The organism is Halorubrum xinjiangense (assembly GCF_900102375.1).
GTDB lineage: Archaea > Halobacteriota > Halobacteria > Halobacteriales > Haloferacaceae > Halorubrum > Halorubrum xinjiangense.
On record NZ_FNBO01000003.1, the window covers coordinates 1 to 16,711 of the forward strand.

General features: G+C 69.6%; 16 protein-coding genes and 1 pseudogene. 8 read left to right on the forward strand and 9 right to left on the reverse strand.

What is annotated here, in order from left to right; all coding sequences use genetic code 11:
• Both F3H13_RS16345 and F3H13_RS04580 read right to left on the reverse strand, forming a co-directional pair.
• Positions 1-260 (reverse strand): annotated as a pseudogene (locus F3H13_RS16345) (IS6 family transposase); the annotation flags it as partial.
• A gap of 488 nt (positions 261-748) precedes the next feature.
• Positions 749-1,729 (reverse strand): PLP-dependent cysteine synthase family protein, encoded by a 981-nt coding sequence (locus tag F3H13_RS04580; protein ID WP_149797878.1) that lies wholly within the window; start codon positions 1,727-1,729, stop codon positions 749-751.
• Between the two features lie 170 nt (positions 1,730-1,899).
• On the opposite strand from F3H13_RS04580, the gene thrS reads away from it, so the two are divergent.
• On the forward strand, positions 1,900-3,876 hold the full coding sequence (thrS, locus tag F3H13_RS04585) for a threonine--tRNA ligase (protein ID WP_188127999.1): 1,977 nt from the start codon (positions 1,900-1,902) through the stop codon (positions 3,874-3,876).
• 6 nt (positions 3,877-3,882) lie between these two features.
• Here the strand turns inward: thrS and F3H13_RS04590 are convergent, their stop codons facing one another.
• The gene (locus F3H13_RS04590) at positions 3,883-5,484 is read right to left on the reverse strand and encodes a PAS domain-containing sensor histidine kinase (protein WP_149797880.1); all 1,602 of its coding nucleotides are present in this window, start codon (positions 5,482-5,484) and stop codon (positions 3,883-3,885) included.
• A gap of 176 nt (positions 5,485-5,660) precedes the next feature.
• Between F3H13_RS04590 and F3H13_RS04595 the strand changes: the two genes are divergently transcribed.
• The 3 genes from F3H13_RS04595 to F3H13_RS04605 all read left to right on the forward strand — a co-directional run bounded on the left by F3H13_RS04595 (position 5,661) and on the right by F3H13_RS04605 (position 8,921).
• Complete coding sequence (locus tag F3H13_RS04595; protein WP_149797881.1) at positions 5,661-6,827, forward strand: pyridoxal-phosphate-dependent aminotransferase family protein; 1,167 nt, start codon at positions 5,661-5,663, stop codon at positions 6,825-6,827.
• Positions 6,828-6,905: 78 nt separating this feature from the next.
• Positions 6,906-8,015: a guanosine monophosphate reductase gene (locus tag F3H13_RS04600; RefSeq protein ID WP_149797882.1), complete on the forward strand. Its 1,110-nt coding sequence runs from the start codon at positions 6,906-6,908 to the stop codon at positions 8,013-8,015.
• Between the two features lie 186 nt (positions 8,016-8,201).
• Positions 8,202-8,921: a class I SAM-dependent methyltransferase gene (locus tag F3H13_RS04605; protein WP_149797883.1), complete on the forward strand. Its 720-nt coding sequence runs from the start codon at positions 8,202-8,204 to the stop codon at positions 8,919-8,921.
• Positions 8,922-8,967: 46 nt separating this feature from the next.
• Here F3H13_RS04605 and F3H13_RS04610 read toward each other — a convergent pair whose 3' ends face one another.
• The 3 genes from F3H13_RS04610 to F3H13_RS04620 form a co-directional block, all read right to left on the reverse strand.
• Positions 8,968-10,260, reverse strand: a complete 1,293-nt coding sequence (locus F3H13_RS04610) for an MFS transporter (RefSeq protein ID WP_149797884.1) — start codon at positions 10,258-10,260, stop codon at positions 8,968-8,970.
• A gap of 83 nt (positions 10,261-10,343) precedes the next feature.
• Entirely contained in the window at positions 10,344-10,718 is a 375-nt protein-coding gene (locus tag F3H13_RS04615; RefSeq protein WP_149797885.1) for a DUF7344 domain-containing protein, read from the reverse strand.
• Positions 10,719-10,827: 109 nt separating this feature from the next.
• The gene (locus tag F3H13_RS04620) at positions 10,828-11,478 is read right to left on the reverse strand and encodes a helix-turn-helix domain-containing protein (RefSeq protein ID WP_149797886.1); all 651 of its coding nucleotides are present in this window, start codon (positions 11,476-11,478) and stop codon (positions 10,828-10,830) included.
• Between the two features lie 172 nt (positions 11,479-11,650).
• Between F3H13_RS04620 and F3H13_RS04625 the strand changes: the two genes are divergently transcribed.
• The 4 genes from F3H13_RS04625 to F3H13_RS04640 all read left to right on the forward strand — a co-directional run bounded on the left by F3H13_RS04625 (position 11,651) and on the right by F3H13_RS04640 (position 14,263).
• Positions 11,651-12,292, forward strand: a complete 642-nt coding sequence (locus tag F3H13_RS04625; RefSeq protein WP_149797887.1) for a helix-turn-helix domain-containing protein — start codon at positions 11,651-11,653, stop codon at positions 12,290-12,292.
• Between the two features lie 101 nt (positions 12,293-12,393).
• Positions 12,394-12,750 carry a HalOD1 output domain-containing protein gene (locus F3H13_RS04630; RefSeq protein ID WP_149797888.1) on the forward strand — a complete coding sequence of 119 codons (357 nt, stop codon included), beginning with the start codon at positions 12,394-12,396 and terminating at the stop codon, positions 12,748-12,750.
• Positions 12,747-12,941, forward strand: coding sequence for a hypothetical protein (locus tag F3H13_RS04635; RefSeq protein WP_149797889.1), 195 nt, complete (start codon positions 12,747-12,749; stop codon positions 12,939-12,941). The genes F3H13_RS04630 and F3H13_RS04635 overlap by 4 nt, the downstream gene beginning before the upstream one ends.
• 71 nt (positions 12,942-13,012) lie before the next feature.
• Positions 13,013-14,263 carry a sugar phosphate nucleotidyltransferase gene (locus F3H13_RS04640; RefSeq protein WP_149797890.1) on the forward strand — a complete coding sequence of 417 codons (1,251 nt, stop codon included), beginning with the start codon at positions 13,013-13,015 and terminating at the stop codon, positions 14,261-14,263.
• A gap of 35 nt (positions 14,264-14,298) precedes the next feature.
• Here F3H13_RS04640 and F3H13_RS04645 read toward each other — a convergent pair whose 3' ends face one another.
• The 3 genes from F3H13_RS04645 to F3H13_RS04655 all read right to left on the reverse strand — a co-directional run bounded on the left by F3H13_RS04645 (position 14,299) and on the right by F3H13_RS04655 (position 16,694).
• Positions 14,299-14,499: a DUF7563 family protein gene (locus F3H13_RS04645; RefSeq protein ID WP_149797891.1), complete on the reverse strand. Its 201-nt coding sequence runs from the start codon at positions 14,497-14,499 to the stop codon at positions 14,299-14,301.
• Between the two features lie 162 nt (positions 14,500-14,661).
• Positions 14,662-15,843, reverse strand: coding sequence for an alpha-D-ribose 1-methylphosphonate 5-triphosphate diphosphatase (locus F3H13_RS04650; protein ID WP_149797892.1), 1,182 nt, complete (start codon positions 15,841-15,843; stop codon positions 14,662-14,664).
• Between the two features lie 581 nt (positions 15,844-16,424).
• Positions 16,425-16,694, reverse strand: coding sequence for a hypothetical protein (locus F3H13_RS04655; RefSeq protein ID WP_149797893.1), 270 nt, complete (start codon positions 16,692-16,694; stop codon positions 16,425-16,427).
• Between the last annotated feature and the right edge of the window lie 17 nt (positions 16,695-16,711).

Genomic DNA, 16,711 nt, shown 5'->3' on the forward strand with positions numbered 1-16,711 from the left:
GCTTTCTGATCGACCGCAACGCGATCCGGGCTCTCACCGTCAGCTGGCTGTAGATCGGCTTTCTGTACCCAATTGTGAACAGCAACACGACTTCGATCGACACCCAACTCCTCAAGAAGAATAACTGTATTCGAAAGTGATAGTCCAGCGAGATGGTGGCGAATACCCTTTTCAATGATCTCGCGGGGTGTCCGTTCTCGCTCCACAAACCCCAAGTCGATCCACTCGGTAGACTCGGTGAGGCGGGCGGTTTTCGGCATAGGCACTGAATCCTCGTCCCGCCTCATTCTTAACTTAACACCGCGCAAAGACCTAGCCTTTCGCTTATAAATGATTGATTGTGGTTCGGCGGCGAACGGCTCTAACCTCTCAGCCGCTCGTTTATAACTGGGTGCCAGTCGATTGGCGGTGAACGACTCCAAAGCCCCAGCCGTGAGGCGGGCGCACGCTCGTTGCGCTCCTCGCTCGTTCGCTCCGCTCACTCGCTGCGGTGCTTACGTCACCTGCGCCCGCCTCACGGCTGCCCCTTTGAGTCCCGCCCAGCACCGCAACCGCAGCCTCACGCCTCCCCAGCCTCGTCGGTCGCCGTCGCTTCGCTCGGCGACCGACTCCCTCGCGCGTGCGACTCGCGCCCTCCGGGCGCTCGTCGGCACGCGCCACCGCTCACCGTATAACTGATCGTCGCGGTCGCTCAGATCCTATTTAAATATCGCACCGCTGCCGATCACGGCGCCCGCTCTCGCACGGATCACCCTTCCCACTCCTCGAACGACCGGTAGACGCCCTTCGAGAGGTAGCGCTCGGAGGAGTCGGGGAAGACGGTGACGACCGCGTCGTGCGGGGCGTCGATCTCGCCGTCGCGGATCTCGCGGGCGACCCGCTTCGCCGCGATCGCGTTCGCGGCCGACGAGGAGGCGACGAGGTGGCCCTCCTCGGCCGCGAGCCGAGCCATCTCCTCGTGGACGTCGCGGTCGTCGATCGCGTCGATCTCGTCGACGAGGTCCGGGTCGAACAGCTCGTTTGTGTCGATGTCGTGCGTGCCGATCCCCTCGGTCTTGTACTCCTCGTGGTCGACCTCCTGGCCGAGGAACTCGCGGTACGCGGAGCCGGCGGGCTCGACCGCGACGACGTGGGTGTCAGGGTCGGCCTCACGGAAGTAGCGGGCCATCCCCATCAGCGTCCCGCCGGTGCCGCAGCCGGCGACGACCGCGCCGACCTCGCCGTCGAGCGCCGCGTCGATCTCGGGCGCGGTCGTCTCGTAGTGCGCCTCCGCGTTGAGGGGGTTCGAGAACTGCTGAGGGACGACCGCGTCGTCCAGCTCCTCGGCGATCCCGTGCGCGCGGTCGATCGCGAGCCCCATCCCGTCCTCGCTGGGCGTGTTCACGACCTCCGCGCCGAGCGCGCGCATGAGCTGCTGTTTCTCCACCGAGAACCGCTCGGGGACGACGAAGATCGCCTCTAACCCCAGCTGCTTGGCCGCGACGGCGAGCCCGATCCCGGTGTTGCCGGCGGTCGGCTCGATCACGGTGCCGCCCTCGCCGAGGTCGCCGCGCTCTAACATGCGTTCGAGCATGTACTTCCCGATACGGTCCTTGATGCTCGCGCCGGGGTTGAACGACTCCAGCTTGGCGTACACCGGCACCGCGTCCGGCGCGTCGTGGACCTCGACGAGCGGCGTCTCCCCGATCGCCTCCAACACCGACGACAGGGGTTCCCGATGACCGGTCATAGGCCGGCAAACGTTGCCGCGGGATTTGTGTGTTGCCATCCCTTCCGCCGGATCCGGGGCTCCCGAACTGCGGCGTGACTTGCCGGAGTCCGGCACCCGGCTCCGCACGTCGCTGCGCCGGAAGGGGGTTCGCCGAGCGTGCGAGCCCGCGCCACGGATCGAACACACTTATGCCGGTCGTCCGGCTCCGATACCGTATGAGCGAGACCGATGCGGAGGCCGAGGTGACGGTCGTCCTGCCGGACGGATCAGAGCTAGCCGTTCCGGCGGGGTCGACAGTCGAGGACGTCGCCTTCGAGATCGGCCCCGGGCTCGGTCGCGACACCGTCGCGGGGAAGATCGACGGCGAACTCGTCGAAAAGCACGCCGAGGTCCACGACGGCGCGCGGATCGAGATCGTCACCGACCAGTCGGACGAGTACCTCACGGTGTTGCGCCACTCCGCGGCCCACGTGTTCGCGCAGGCGCTCCAGCGGGTCCACCCGGAGGCGACCCTGACGATCGGCCCCCCGACCGACGACGGCTTCTACTACGACGTGACCGACGTCGACGTCGACGAGGACGATCTGGCCGCCATCGAGGCGGAGATGGACGAGATCATCGCCGCCGACTACGACATCGAGCGTGAGGTCCGCTCGCGCGAGGAGGCGAAGGAGGTCTACGCCGACAACGAGTACAAGCGACAGATCTTAGACGAGGAGGCCGACGGCGAGGAGGTCACCTTCTACGTTCAGGACGGCTGGCGGGACCTCTGTCAGGGCCCGCACGTCGAGTCGACCGGCGAGATCGGCGCCGCGACCCTCCTCGAGGTTTCGGCCGCCTACTGGCGCGGCGACGAGGAGAACGACACGCTGACGCGCGTGTACGGCACCGCCTTCGCCAGCGAGTCCGACCTCGAGGAGCACTTGGAGCTGCGCGAGGAGGCGTTAGAGCGCGACCACCGGAAGATCGGGCAGGAGATGAACCTCTTTTCGATCCCGACGGTGACGGGTCCGGGCCTCCCGCTGTACCACCCCCCGGGGAAGACCGTGCTGCGCGAGCTGTCGGACTTCGCGAACGAGCTCAACCGCGACCACGGCTACGAAGAGGTCGAGACGCCGCACGTGTTCCGGACGGAGCTGTGGAAGCAGTCCGGCCACTACGAGAACTACAAGGACGATATGTTCCTCCTCGACGTCAACGACGAGGAGTACGGCCTGAAGCCGATGAACTGCCCGGGCCACGCGACCATCTTCGACCAGCAGTCGTGGTCGTACCGCGACCTCCCGCAGCGCTACTTCGAGAACGGGAAGGTGTACCGGAAAGAGCAGCGCGGCGAGCTGTCTGGGCTCTCCCGCGTCTGGTCGTTCACCATCGACGACGGCCACCTGTTCGTCCGCCCCGACCAGATCCGCCAGGAGATCGAGTCGGTGATCGAGATGATATTCGAGGTCGTCGAGACGCTCGATCTGGAGGTCGAGGTCGCCTTAGCGACCCGCCCCGACAAGTCCGTCGGCGGCGACGAGATCTGGGAGTCCGCGGAGGAACAGCTGCGCGACGTGCTCGAGTCCGGCGGCTACGACTACGACATCGAGCCCGGCGACGGCGCCTTCTACGGCCCGAAGATCGACTTCGGCTTCGAGGACGCGCTCGGCCGCGTCTGGGACGGCCCGACGGTCCAGTTGGACTTCAACATGCCCGACCGGTTCGATCTGACCTACACGGGCGAGGACAACGAGGACCATCAGCCCGTGATGATCCACCGGGCGCTGTACGGCAGCTACGAGCGCTTCTTTATGGTCCTCATCGAGCACTTCGACGGCAACTTCCCGCTGTGGCTCGCCCCGGAGCAGGTCCGGATCCTCCCCGTCTCGGACGAGACGCTCGGCTACGCCCACCGCGTGAAAAACGAGCTGGAGGATGCCGGCTTCCGCGTCGAGGTCGAGGACCGCGACTGGACCGTCGGCCGCAAGATCCGCGCGGGCCACGACGACCGCCTCCCGTACATGGTCATCGTCGGCGACGACGAGCAGGAGGCGGGCACCGTCTCGGTCCGCGACCGCTTCGAGAACCAGCGCGGCGACGTCGACCTCGACGACTTCGTCGACCACCTCGTCGAGGAACGCGAGGAGAAGCGGACGGAGCCCGACTTCGTCGACGCCGAGTGATCGAGGTCAGGCCGGCTCGACGCCGCTGACCTCGAACCGCGCACCGCCCGTTTCGGACTCGACTACCCGGACGTCCCAGCCGTGCGCGTCCGCGATCTCGGCGACGATGTTCAGGCCGAACCCGGTTCCGTCGGCCGACGTGGTGTACCCCGTCTCGAACACCTGTTCGCGCTCCTCTTCGGGGATTCCCCTCCCGTCGTCGGCTACGTAGAACCCGTCGCCGTCCGCGAGGGCCCCAACGGTGACGGTCACGCCGTCGCCGCCGTACTCGCCGTCGCCGCCGCGCTCGCTGTCGCCGCCGCGCTCGCCGGCGTCGTCGGGCTTCGCCCGACTGCTCGCGGAGTTGTGCTCCACCGCGTTGCGGAACAGGTTCTCCAGCAGCTGTCGGAGCCGCGCCTCGTCGGCCAAGATCTCGAACTCGTCGACCGCCCTCTGGAGCGTTCCGCTCCCGCTGTCCGTCGTCTTCCAGGCGTCGGTCGCGAGCGCAACGAAGCTGACCGGTTCCGGGTCGTCGACGGCGTCCCCCTCGCGCGCCAGCGCGAGCAGGTCGTCGATGAGCGTCTCCATCCGCGAGAGCGACCGCTCGACGGCCTCGACGTGCTCGCTGTCGCACTCTTCAGCGAGGAGGTCGGCCCGACCCCTCGCGGCCGTGAGGGGATTCCGGAGGTCGTGGCTCACGACGCTCGCGAACTCGTCGAGCCGGTCGCGCTCGCGCTCCAGCCGTTCCGCCGCGCGCTGCCGTTCTAGCTCGTAGCTCACCCACCGCGTCAACAGCTCGACGAACGTCCGCTGCGTGTCGGCGAACGGCTCGCCGCGCGGGGCCGTGTCGGCGAAACAGAGCGTGCCGTACCGCTCGCCGTCGATCTCGACTCGCCCGCCGATGTACGTTTCGAGCCCGAACGTCTCGTGTGCGGGGTCGCCGGCCCACCCCTCCTCGGTCGCGTCGACGACCGTCAAGAGCGTGTCGCGCTCGACAGTGCGCTTACAGTACGCCTCGTCGAGTGGACAGGCCTCGCCGGGCTGTAAGAGCGGGTGGTCGGCGTGGGAGACCTCGACGTGTTGGGTCCCGTCCTCGATGCGGGTGAGGAACCCGTTCGGCACGTCGAGGTATTCGCAGCCGAGCGTCAGGATGGCCTCGACCTTCTCCGCGAACGTGCGCTCGTGGTCCGAGGAGACCGCGTAGAGCCGCTGGATGGCGTGGAGGCTCTCCCGCTGTCGCCGCTCCAGCTCCCGCTGGTCGGTGACGTCTCGCAGGTAGACGGAGAGGCCGCTGTCGGAGGGGAACGCGCGGACCTCGAACCAGGTGTCCAGCGGCTCGTAGAACGAGTCGAACGAGACTGCGGTCTGGGTCTCCATGGCGCGGTGGTACTCGTCGTAGAACTCGGTCTCGGCGGAGCCGGGGATCGAGTCCCACAGATGGCGCCCCTCGACCGACCCGTCCGCTCCGACCGCATTGTTGCTCATCGCCGACCGGAGGATCCGGCGCCCCTCCTCGTTGGCGTAGGTGACCGTCCAGTCCGTGTCGAGGGCGAAGAAGCCGTCCGCCATCCGATCGAGGACAGTTCGGAGGTCTTGGTCCGAGTCCGATTCACGCGCCGGGTCGGGCATACGAGTAGGAACACGTCCCGACGGTTTATGTGCCGGGGATCAGCGGTCGGAGCGCCCTCACGGACGGCGTTTCGAATCGATACACCCTCCGGTGGCGCTCGGGCCACAGGACCGTTTCGGCGCCGATCGTCCCCGGTTCCGTCGGGTTTTTCACGTCGCTCGTCCGGATCCGAGGTATGTCGAACTCCCACGCGGAACTCGGCGCCGACGAGCGACCGCCCGAGGTCGGAGAGCTGACGCCGCCGGACCGCACGCTGATGGGCCCCGGCCCCAGCGACGTCCACCCGCGCGTGCTCAAGGCGATGAGCACGCCGCTCGTCGGTCACCTCGACCCCTCGTTCGTCGAGATCATGGACGAGGTCCAGGAGCTGCTGCGCTACACGTTCCGGACGGACAACCAGTGGACGATCCCGGTGTCGGGGACGGGGTCCGCTTCGATGGAGGCCGCCATCGGTAACCTCGTCGAGCCGGGCGACACGATGCTGGTGCCGACGAACGGCTACTTCGGCGGACGGATGCGGTCGATGGCCGAGCGCGCGGGCGGCGAGGTCGTCGAGGTCGACGCCCCGTGGGGCGAGCCGCTCGACCCCGTCGACGTCGAGCGCGCGTTCGACGCACACCAGCCCGACGTGTTCGGGTTCGTTCACGCGGAGACGTCGACGGGCGTCCGCCAGCCGGACGTCCCCGAGCTGACCGACATCGCGCACGATCACGACGCGTTCGTGATCGCCGACTGCGTCACCTCCCTCGGCGGCGTCGAGATGCGCGTCGACGAGTGGGGGATCGACGCCGCCTACTCCGGCCCGCAGAAGTGCCTCTCGTGTCCGCCCGGCGCGAGCCCGCTCACCCTCAACGACCGCGCGATGGACAAGGTGCTCGACCGCGAGGAACAGCCTCGGTCGTGGTACCTCGACCTCTCCCTCTTAGAGGGGTACTGGGGCGACGACCGCTCGTATCACCACACCGCGCCGATCACGAACGTGTACGCGCTGCGCGAGGCGCTCCGGCTCGTCGCCGAGGAGGGGATCGAAGCGCGGTGGGCCCGTCACCGCGACGTCGCCGGCGACCTGAAGGCGGGGCTCCGAGACCTGGGGCTTGAGATGAACGCGCCCGACGAGTACTGGCTGCCGAGCCTGAACGCGGTGCGGGTGCCCGACGGCGTCGACGACGGGGCCGTCATCGAGTACCTCCTCGACGAGTACGACCTCGAGATCGCCTCGGGCCTCGGCGACCTCGAAGGCGACATCTGGCGGATCGGCTGTATGGGCTACTCCGCCCGCCCGAAGAACGTCGAGTACGTCCTCGCCGCGCTGGAGGACGCGCTGGCCGAGCAGGGCTTCTGACCGCCTGGGACGGCGCGTTTGCGGGGGTCCCGACCATCGAGGGGTTTTTGCGTGTCCGTCTCTCCCCTCGGTAAGGGTATGAACGATCTACGAACCGGTCTGAGCTACGGGGACGTGCTGCTCGTCCCGCAGCGGTCGCCCGTCGACAGCCGGAGCGACGTGGACCTCTCGACGCGGCTCACGCCGAGCGTCGAACTGGAGACGCCGCTCGTCTCGGCGGCGATGGACACCGTCACCGAGGCCGAACTGGCGATCGAGCTCTCGCGGGCCGGCGGGATCGGCGTCCTCCACCGCTTCCTCACCGTGGACGAGCAGGCCGCACAGGTCGAGCGGGTCGCCGCCGCCGGCGAGCGGGTCGCCGCCGCGGTCGGCATCAACGAGGACTACCTCGCCCGGAGCGGAGCGCTGGTCGAGGCCGGCGTGGACGCCGTCGTCGTCGACGTCGCGCACGGCCATCTCGACCGGACGGTGGCGGCCGTCGAGGAGATCGCCGAGGCGGTCCCGGAGACGGACCTCGTCGCCGGCAACGTCGCCACGCCCGCGGGCGTCGAGGACCTCGCGGCCGCCGGCGCCGACTGCGTGAAGGTCGGCATCGGGCCGGGGTCGCACTGTACCACGCGGAAGGTCGCCGGCGCTGGCGTCCCGCAGCTGACCGCGGTCGACGACTGCGCGGCCGCGGCCGAGGAGCTGGACGTGACGATCTGCGCCGACGGCGGGATCCGGACCTCCGGCGACGCGGTGAAGGCGCTCATGGCGGGCGCCGACACGGTGATGCTCGGCAGCCTCTTCGCCGGGACGGAGGAGGCGCCGGGCGCGGTCGTTGAGGTCGACGGGACGCGGTACAAGCGGTCGCGCGGCATGGCGACGACCGCCGCCGCGGAGGCCCGCGACGACAAGGGCGCGGACGTGGGCGCCGACGAGGGCGTCGAGGCGCTGACGCCGTACAAGGGGCCGGTCGCGACCGTCGCCGAGGAGTTCTGTCAGGGGATCCGCTCCGGGCTCTCGTACTGTGGCGGGCACGCGATCGAGGGCGCCCGCGAGAAGGCGGAGTTCATCCGCGTCGCGCCCGGCGCGAAGGAGCGCGAGGGGTTCCACACCGACGACGACTGGGAGGGGATCAGCGTGGATAGCGAGACGAAGCGCGTCGCCGACTCGCCGACCGGGTCGGCGGCCGAGAGCGACGACTGACAAATAAATCGCGGCGACGACCTCGACGGCCCCGACGACTCCGGCCGACCCGGCGACGGCCAATCGGTCCATGTAACGGCGAACCCGACGACACCCGACCGGATCGGGAACGGCCACCGGTCCCGGTGTGTCACTGCGAGGCGATCTCACGGACCGCTTTTGACGCGCGACGGACAGGTCCGGCGCATGGCCGACGCCTTCGGACGCGCGATCCGCGATCACCACCGCGGCGACCGGACCGAGCCCCTCCTTCAGGGCGACGGGGAAGAGACGCGTGAGCATCCGATCGAGGAGTTCTACTTCACCGAGTTCGACCCCGAGAGCGACGCGGGATCGTGGCTGGCGTCGCGGCTGGCCGGTCCCCTCGTCGACCTCGGCGCCGGCGCGGGACGTCACGCGCTGCGGTTCCAAGAGCGGTTCGAGACGGTGGCCGTCGAGAGCAGTCCGGCGCTCGTCGAGACGATGCGCGACCGCGGCGTCGCGGACGCCCGCGAAGGCGACATGTTTGCGCTCCGCGACTCGTTCGGGCGCGACCGGTTCGCGTCGGCGCTCGCGATCGGGACGCAGGTCGGCCTCGCGGGGTCGATGCGGGGGCTCTCCGCCTTCCTCGCCGACCTCGCGTTCGTGACGGCGCCCGACGCGACCGCCGTGATCGACTGCTACGACCCGGACCACCCGGAGGCGGCGGACCTCCTCGGGTACCGCGAGGATCCGATGCCGGGGCTCGCGCACCGCGTACTGTGGTTCGCGTACGACGGCGAGACGGACCCGACGCTCTACTTCAGACTGTTCTCGCCCGACCGACTCCGGGAGGCGGCCGTCGGGACCGGCTGGGAGGTGTCGGCGATCGATCGCGCGGGCTCCGGGGACGGCCCTCACTACCGGGCCGCGCTCCGGAAGCGGTAGGCGATCGCTACGCGCGGCGGACGGCGAATCCGACCGCGCACGCCCCCTACCACGCGGTCAGGGCCGCGCGGCCGTGGTCGTGCGCGAGGACCGCGAGGAACGCGAGGACCCCGGTGACCGCGAACGCGCCGCCGACGTAGAAGACGGACGCCATGCTCACCTCGACCATCAGCCAGCCGGCGATGAGGGGGCCCGCCACCGAGCCCGGCCGCCAGACGAGTTCGCGGATGCCGAAGCTGGAGGCGACGCCGCCGTCGTCCGTCCCCTCGTCGGCGAACAGCGCCATGCTCGCGGGCTCACGGAAGGAGTCCGCCGCGCCGAGCAGCCCGGAGAGCGCGACGAGCGGGAGGTACGCCGCGGGGAGCTGCCCCAGTATCGGGACCGTGACGCCGGTCCCGAGCGCGGCGCCGATCGCAGCCGAGAAGGGGATCGCCATCGCGATCGCGCCGTACGCGCCGCCGCCGGCGAAGACGAAAAGCGACCGGCCGTACGCGTCGGAGAGCCGGCCGGTGAACAGCTGGCCGACCATGTTCGTCGCCTTCTCGGCGGTGACCGTCACCGCGACCGCGGTCGCGCCGACCGCGAGCCCGCCTGCGGCCAGTTCGGTCCCGGCGTAGATCGGGACCCACGTCCGAACCATCGTCACCGCGAAGGCGTACTGCGCGCGGAACGTCGAGATCGTCAGGATCTTGCGGTTGACCGCGAGGTCGCTGAACGGGAACCCCTCGACCCGGGTCGGGTCGTCGTCGAGGAACCCCCACGTGACGAGCCAGGCCGCGATCATCAGCGCCGTGATGAGCGCGAACACCGGCCCGAAGCCGACCGCGTCGTAGACGGCGCCAGCGCCGAGCGACCCGAGGATGGAGGCCGCGAACGACGCGGCGTTCGCCTTGCCGATCTTGTCCGCCCGCGTCCCGGCGGCGGCGATCTGCCCGACGAGCGAGAGCGTCATCAGCCCCGCGCCGGTGACGACGAGCCCCTGAAATGCGCGGACGACGACGAACGTCGCCGAGGAGTCGACGAGCGGAAACAGCGCGTAGACTCCCGCCCCGGCGCCGAGCACGGCGAGCAGCACGAGGCGCTTGTCGAAGCGGTCGCCCGCCCACGCGAGCGGGATCACGGCAACCGTCTGCGCGAGCGTGAAGCCGGTCGTGTACATCCCGATGATGAACCCGGCCGAGACCGTGACGCCAAGCACTGTCGTCGCCTGCGGGTCCAGCGTGTTGATGTACGTCGGCAGTAGCGTCAACAGGGTGATGAAGCCGAACCCCTCCGCGAAGCGGGTGAGGTAGAGCGCCCAGAACTGCGTTCGGCTCGCCCCGTCAGTCGCGTGGCTCACACCGGATCGGCGCCCAGCTATTTAAAAGGGATTTCGGTTCGAAACGCCCGCCGGCCGACCGGTCCCCCGGTCCCGATCCGGGATTACTCGCCCGCGGCCGCCGCCGCGTACGCCTCGGTGGCGGCGCGGAGCCGGCGCTCGACCGCTCCCTCCCGGCTCCGAACCTGCTCCGTCTCGTTGTCGTACGTGACGAGCCCCGCCGCGGCCAGCTTCGGGAGGTGGATATGTCGCAGCGCGGCTCGGACCCGTCGCCGGTCTTCGTCGACGGCCGGGCTCGGACCGTCCGCGTCGTCGCAGACGGCCTCGACCAGCGCGTCGAGGTCGGCGGCGTCCCCCCCGGTCGCGCGGAGCGCGTCGAGAACCGTTCTGCGACGCTCGTGGGCGACCGCCGCGAAGACCCCGTCGAGGCCGCGTTCGGGGTCGCCGCTCGCGGCGTCGTCCGCCGAGTGCTCGATCACGAGCCGCGTCCTCCGTGGTTCGCGGGCGTCGCTCGCAAGAAAGTGACCATATGCGTTCCACTGCGCGGCGCCGCCTATCGGTTCGCCATGACACACCATGGCCGCTCGCCTATTCGTCGTCGACCGGGAGCGTGTAGGACACGAGCGCCACGATCGCGCGCCGGAGCCGCTCTGTGACGGCCTGTCCGGAGATGCCGAGCTCGTCGGCGAGTTCCTTCGTCGTACAGCCGCGAGGGATATCGTAGTACCCCCGTCTAATCGCGAGCGTGAGTGCCTCGAACTGGGGTTCGGTGAGGCCGTACCAGGGCTGGACGTCCGGCTCCGCGGGGTTGTACACCCGGATCACCTCGAGGCCGATCCCCTCCTCCGCCGCGGTCGTCGAAAACGCGCTCAGCGTCTCGTGGGAGGGGAACCGGACCTCAAGCTTCCACGACGCGGACGTGCCGACGGCGCTCGTCACCTGTCCCTCGTTCGCCCGCAGCGCGTCGATGAGGCGGTCCTGCTTCGCGTCCCACTTCAGTGTGAACAGCGTCCGGTCGTCGAACACGTCGACCACGTGCGCCTCGTCGACGCTCGGGTGTCCCTGAACGCCCTCGACGAACGAGTCGCGCGAGGAGTTGTGGACCCAGAAGAGAGGGACGGTGGCCTCGCCGAGCGGGACGAGGCGTTCGAGTTCGACGGTGGAGTTCCCCTCGACCGAGAGGATCTGGCCGAGTTCGAAGTTGCCGGCCGAAACGCGGAACTCCACGATGACACTCATCAGTTGACTCTGATTTGTCCGTTATCGATCCCCACATAAAGAATCGCACCTTGGTATATCAGGCTCCGGCCGAATCGGAGCGGTGTGAGTGCGTGCGGCGAAATCCGAAAGCGGCCGGGCGGCATGACACATCACCCTCGGCGACTATATTGGTCCGGACCGAACGGCCGGTATGGCAACCGTCATGGAGTTCGCGAGCCCGGTCGACGAGTTCCCGCTGGGGACCGTGTTCGAGAACCTCCCGGAGGTGACGGTGGAGTTAGAGCGGCTCATCCCGGACGAGTCGCTGATCATCCCGTACTTCTGGGTCCGCGGGGCGGAAGCGAAGGACATCGAGGCCGCCTTCGAGGCGCACCGCGGCTTCGAGAGCGTTCGGCTCATCGACGACGTCGACGAGGAGTACCTCATGAGCGCAGAGTGGAACGACGAGTACTACGGCCTCCTGAGCGCGCTCGCGCACGCCAGCATCGTCGTCCTCTCGGGGATCGGAACCAAGGAGGGGTGGAAGTTCGAGGTCCGCGGCGAGACCCGCGAGCGGATCGGCGAGTTCCGCAGCGACTGCCAGGCCCACGACATCCCGATCGAGATCACCGCGGTCCACTCGCTGCTGCCGGCCCAAGGGGACGGGTACGAGCTGACCGACACCCAGCGGGAGGCGCTGGTGTTGGCCTACGAGATGGGCTACTACGACTCCCCGCGAGCGGTGTCCTTGGAGGAGGTGGCGGCGGAGCTCGGCATCTCACAGCAGTCGCTCTCTTCGCGGCTCAAGCGGGGCAACCGCCGGCTGATAGAGCGGACGCTCGCGTCGGAGTGACCACGCGTGCCCGAGTCGGTGTCGGCGGCCCACCGTCGACATAAATACCCTCTGTACTATCAGTGGGATAATTCAACCGAGGCAGACGGCTACCTGAACACATGCACGCAACAGAAGCCGGAATTACCCTCGACTCGTTTTCCTCCTGCTCCGAGTCGGGCTCGAAGACGTATCTGGCGCGGTACGATCGGACGCGGACCCGAGCCAGCATGGCCGTCGTCGCGGTCGTCTCGAAGGCGCTCGGTCGCGACCCCGTCGAGATAGACCAGCTCCACTACGCCGTCGACGCGGACGCGCTCGACGATCTGTTCGACGACGAGGAGACCGGCAACGACGTCTGCGTGACGTTCTCCTACGAGGGCCACGAGATAACGGTGACCGCCGACGAGGTGACCGCGGTCCACCGGTCGCCGGACGCAGGGAACGACGGTCGGGGCGGTGAGTCCGCTTCCGTATGAGTGCCAAAGACGACACGCTCTCCGACGACGCCTCGTTCCGATCCGAACTGCGGGCGCTGCTGCGCCGCGCGCACGAATCGGGCGTCGACGTCAAGGGCGGCTGGGAGTGCCGGAACGGCGACGGGAAGCCCGACTGGGACGTCGTCGTCACGGAGGTCGAAAAGCGGGCGGACTCGGACGCGGACCAGTAGCGGGCGAGCGCCCGGCGGGACCCGAGTAACGGCTCTATACTAAAGTCCGGACGTCTGCGACGGAGTCGGGTATGCAAGCAGTCATTCTCGCCGCGGGGCGGGGGACGCGTATGGGGCCGCTCACGGAGACCACGCCGAAGCCGCTGTTGCCCGTCGCCGACAGACCGCTCGCCGCGCACGTCGCGGACGCGGCGGTCGCGGCCGGCGCCGACGAACTGATCCTCACCGTCGGCTACGGCGGCGACCGGGTGCGCGAGTACTTCGGCGACGAGCGCGCCGGCGTGCCGGTGCGGTACGCCGAACAGCCCGCCCAGCTCGGCACGGCCGACGCGCTGGCCGTCGCGGCAGACCTGATCGACGTCGACTTCGCCGTGTTGAACGGCGACTCGCTGTACGAGGCGGCCGACCTGCGGCGGCTGTTCGCGGCGGCGCCGCGGGTGGGCGCGGTCGAGGTGTCGAACCCGTCCGCGTATGGGGTGTTGGTCACCGACGGCGACGTCGTCACCGAGGTGCGAGAGAAGCCGGCGGACCCGCCCTCGAACCTCATCAACGCCGGCGCGTACAGCTTCCCCGCGGACGCCGTCGACCTCCTCGACGTGCCGGAGAGCGAGCGCGGCGAGCGCGAGCTGACGGACGTGTTGGACCGCGTCGTGGAGCGCGACGAGCTCGAGGTCGTCCGCTTCGACGAGTGGCTGGACGTGGGGCGTCCGTGGGAGCTGCTGGAAGCGAACGAGCGTCGGCTGCCCGGGCGCGCGGACGAGAGCGCCGCCGGGGCCGCGCCGGACGGCGGCGTGCGGTCGGCGGAGGGAGAGTCCGGTCCCGCCGACCCGGCGTCGCCGCGCGTCCACCCGGACGCGACGCTCCGCGGCGACGTGGTAGTCGAGGCCGGCTCGTCGGTGGGCCCCGGCGTCGTGATCGACGGCCCCGTCCGCGTGCGCTCGGGCGCGACCGTGGGGCCGAACGCCTACCTCCGCGGTGCGACCCTCGTGGGCGAGGGCGCGCACGTCGGCCACGCGGTCGAGATCAAAAACAGCGTCCTGCTGGCCGGCGCGACCGTCGGCCACCTCTCGTACGTCGGCGACAGCGTCCTCGGCCGCGACGTGAACCTCGGCGCGGGGACCAACGTGGCGAACCTCCGGCACGACGGCGAGGCCGTGTCGCTCGACGTGAAGGGCGAGCGGACCTCCACGGGACGGCGCAAGTTCGGGACCGTCCTCGGGCCGGACGTGAAGACCGGGATCCAGACGGGCATCGACGCGGGCGTCACCCTCTCGGCCGGGGCGCGGACCGAACCGGGCGAGAACGTGACCCGCGACCGGTGAGACGCCGCCCCGGCGCCTCCGCTCGCGACTCGGAGCTACCGCCAGTCGCTGCCCGCCCGGTCGGCGGCGGCGCGCTCGGCGGCTTCGCCGTCCGCCAACCGCTGCCTCGTAAGGCAGTCTAAGCAGCCGTGAACGCGGTTCGACGCCCCGAACACCCGCACGAACTGCCTGGTGACCGCTCCGCCACATCTCGTACATCGCCTGTTGACGTCTGTCATGCTCTCGCGTTCGGACATGGTCGCGACACGAGCGGACCGGATTTGAGTATACGCGAACTACGAGATCCCGCGCCGCGATCGGCGCCGGTTGGCCTCTCTTACCGACGGTTCGCGAGCGCGACGGAAGAGAGGGACACCCGTTCGTGATCTGGACGGTGGAAAGAGACGAGGGGCGCGAGTCTACGATCCCACGGGAGGGATCGGCTGTCGCGACTCCGCCGACTCGGGGCCGGTCCGAACGACTTCCGTCCCGCCGACGAAGACGCGGTCGGCCGTCGGGGTCGCGCCCGGGTCGACGAGGACGAGGTCCGCGCGGGCGTCGACAGCGATCCGGCCGCGGTCGCTGAGGCCGACTACGTCGGCCGGGTTCCGCGTCACGCGGTTCACCCGGGTCGCGAGCGACTCGCCGGTCTCGACGAACGGCGCCGCCAAAAGCGACGGCGGGTGGTAGTCGGCACAGAGGACGTCGACGACGCCGCGGTCGATCGCTTCGCTCGCGGCGAGGTTGTCCCAGAGGCTCCCGCCGCGCACGAGGTTCGGCGCCCCCACGGCCGTCGCGAGTCCGAGGTCGTGCGCACGGACCGCGGCGTCGAGGGTGAGCGGGTACTCGCTGACGGTGACCCCGCGCTCCGCCATCTCCTCGACCGACGCCGCGGAGTCGTCGTCGTGCGACGCGACCGGGACGCCCGCCCGGCGCGCGATCTCGAGGACTCGGTCGATCCGTTCGCTCCGCGTCGCACCGTCGAGCGAGTCGCGCCGCGCCGCGACCTCGTCTATCGCCTCGGCGGGCCAGTTCCGGTCCTCGACGTAGTGCCGCTCGAACTCGCCGTCGTCGTACTGGCCGTCGCCCGGCGCGTGGTGCATCACCGAGAGGAGGTCGACTCCGGCCTCCGCGGCGACGCGGTCGACGGTCTCCACGCTCCCGGCGGTCAGCTCGCACCGCGCGTGGAGGCGGTTGTCACCGAGCGTGTACCCCTCGGTCGCGAGTTCGTCGGCGAGCGCGGTCGCCTCGTCGAGCGACCGCCCGTCGTCGGGGGCGTCCTCGAACGCCACCGCGTGGTACTTCGTCGTCACGCCGCAGAGCAGGTTCGCGCGGTCGGCGGTCGTGACCGCTGTCCGGAGGTCCGTCCGCGCGCCCGACCGCGGCGAGCGGTGGTGTTCGATGTCGTCGCCGTGGAGATCGACGAGCCCGGGCATGAGGACGCGACCGTCGGCGTCGACGGTCTCGGCCCCCGACACGGGGCGGCTCGGCGTCGGTCCCACGCGGGCGATGCGGTCGCCCGCGACGACGACGTGACCGTCGTCGACGACCCCGCTCGGCGTCACCACTCGCGCGTGTCGGATCTCGGTGCGGGCGGTCATCGCCCTACCGAACGCCGGACGCGGTCGGGCCGTTCGGTTGAGGTACTGGGGGAGGTCGCCGTCTGATCGGCGCGGGGGTACCCGGATAGCATGCCCGCCCGTTCCGCGGGTCGACACTTTGTTACGCTGTGGCAAACACGCGTTCCCGCCGGCCGAGGCGCCCGGTACTCGGCGGCTACCCGGACCGGCCCGCGGCAGTTCGGCACTTTCGGCGGTGGTACGGAGGGGATATCGCGATTGACGCCCGGATCCGGCAAAAAGTACAAACTCGATACCGGAATAATGGGACTGATTACCAAGCGTCCGCCGTAGGCGCGATATTACTATGGGATCGCGACGGCTCCTTCGCCTGTATGCCGAGCTTCCTGTCCGAAGGCGACCGAGACCGGATCGCGAAATTCATCGCCACGCCCCAACACGAGCGCGAACCGGAGATGCTGATACCGACCGAAGAGGACTGACGGCGCCCCGGGAGCGACCTCCGCGTCGGGGGGGCGAACCGCGTGCCTGCGGCGGCTCTCGTCTCGTCTCGTTCCGTTCCTAGCTGCCCCTTTTCAAGAACCAGACGGACTCCCCCGCGGTCACCGGTCCGTCGGCGCGTACACCGTAACTGCGTCGGCGGTGATCGCCGTCGGGTGGTCCCACACCTCCGTCGAGACGCACAGCGCCTCGTTCGAATCCCAGCTGAGTTCGCTGAGCGAGTCGCAGTCGACCCAGTCGTCGAGCGTCGTGTCGCGCTCGTATGGGTCCACGTCCGCCCGCCGGAACGCGGCGGTGATGGCACCGGCCAAGCTCTCGTCGTCGCCGATGCTGTACCGGGCGATGACGGCCGCGTCGTCCGGAATGGCCATGTAATGACTACGGCTGC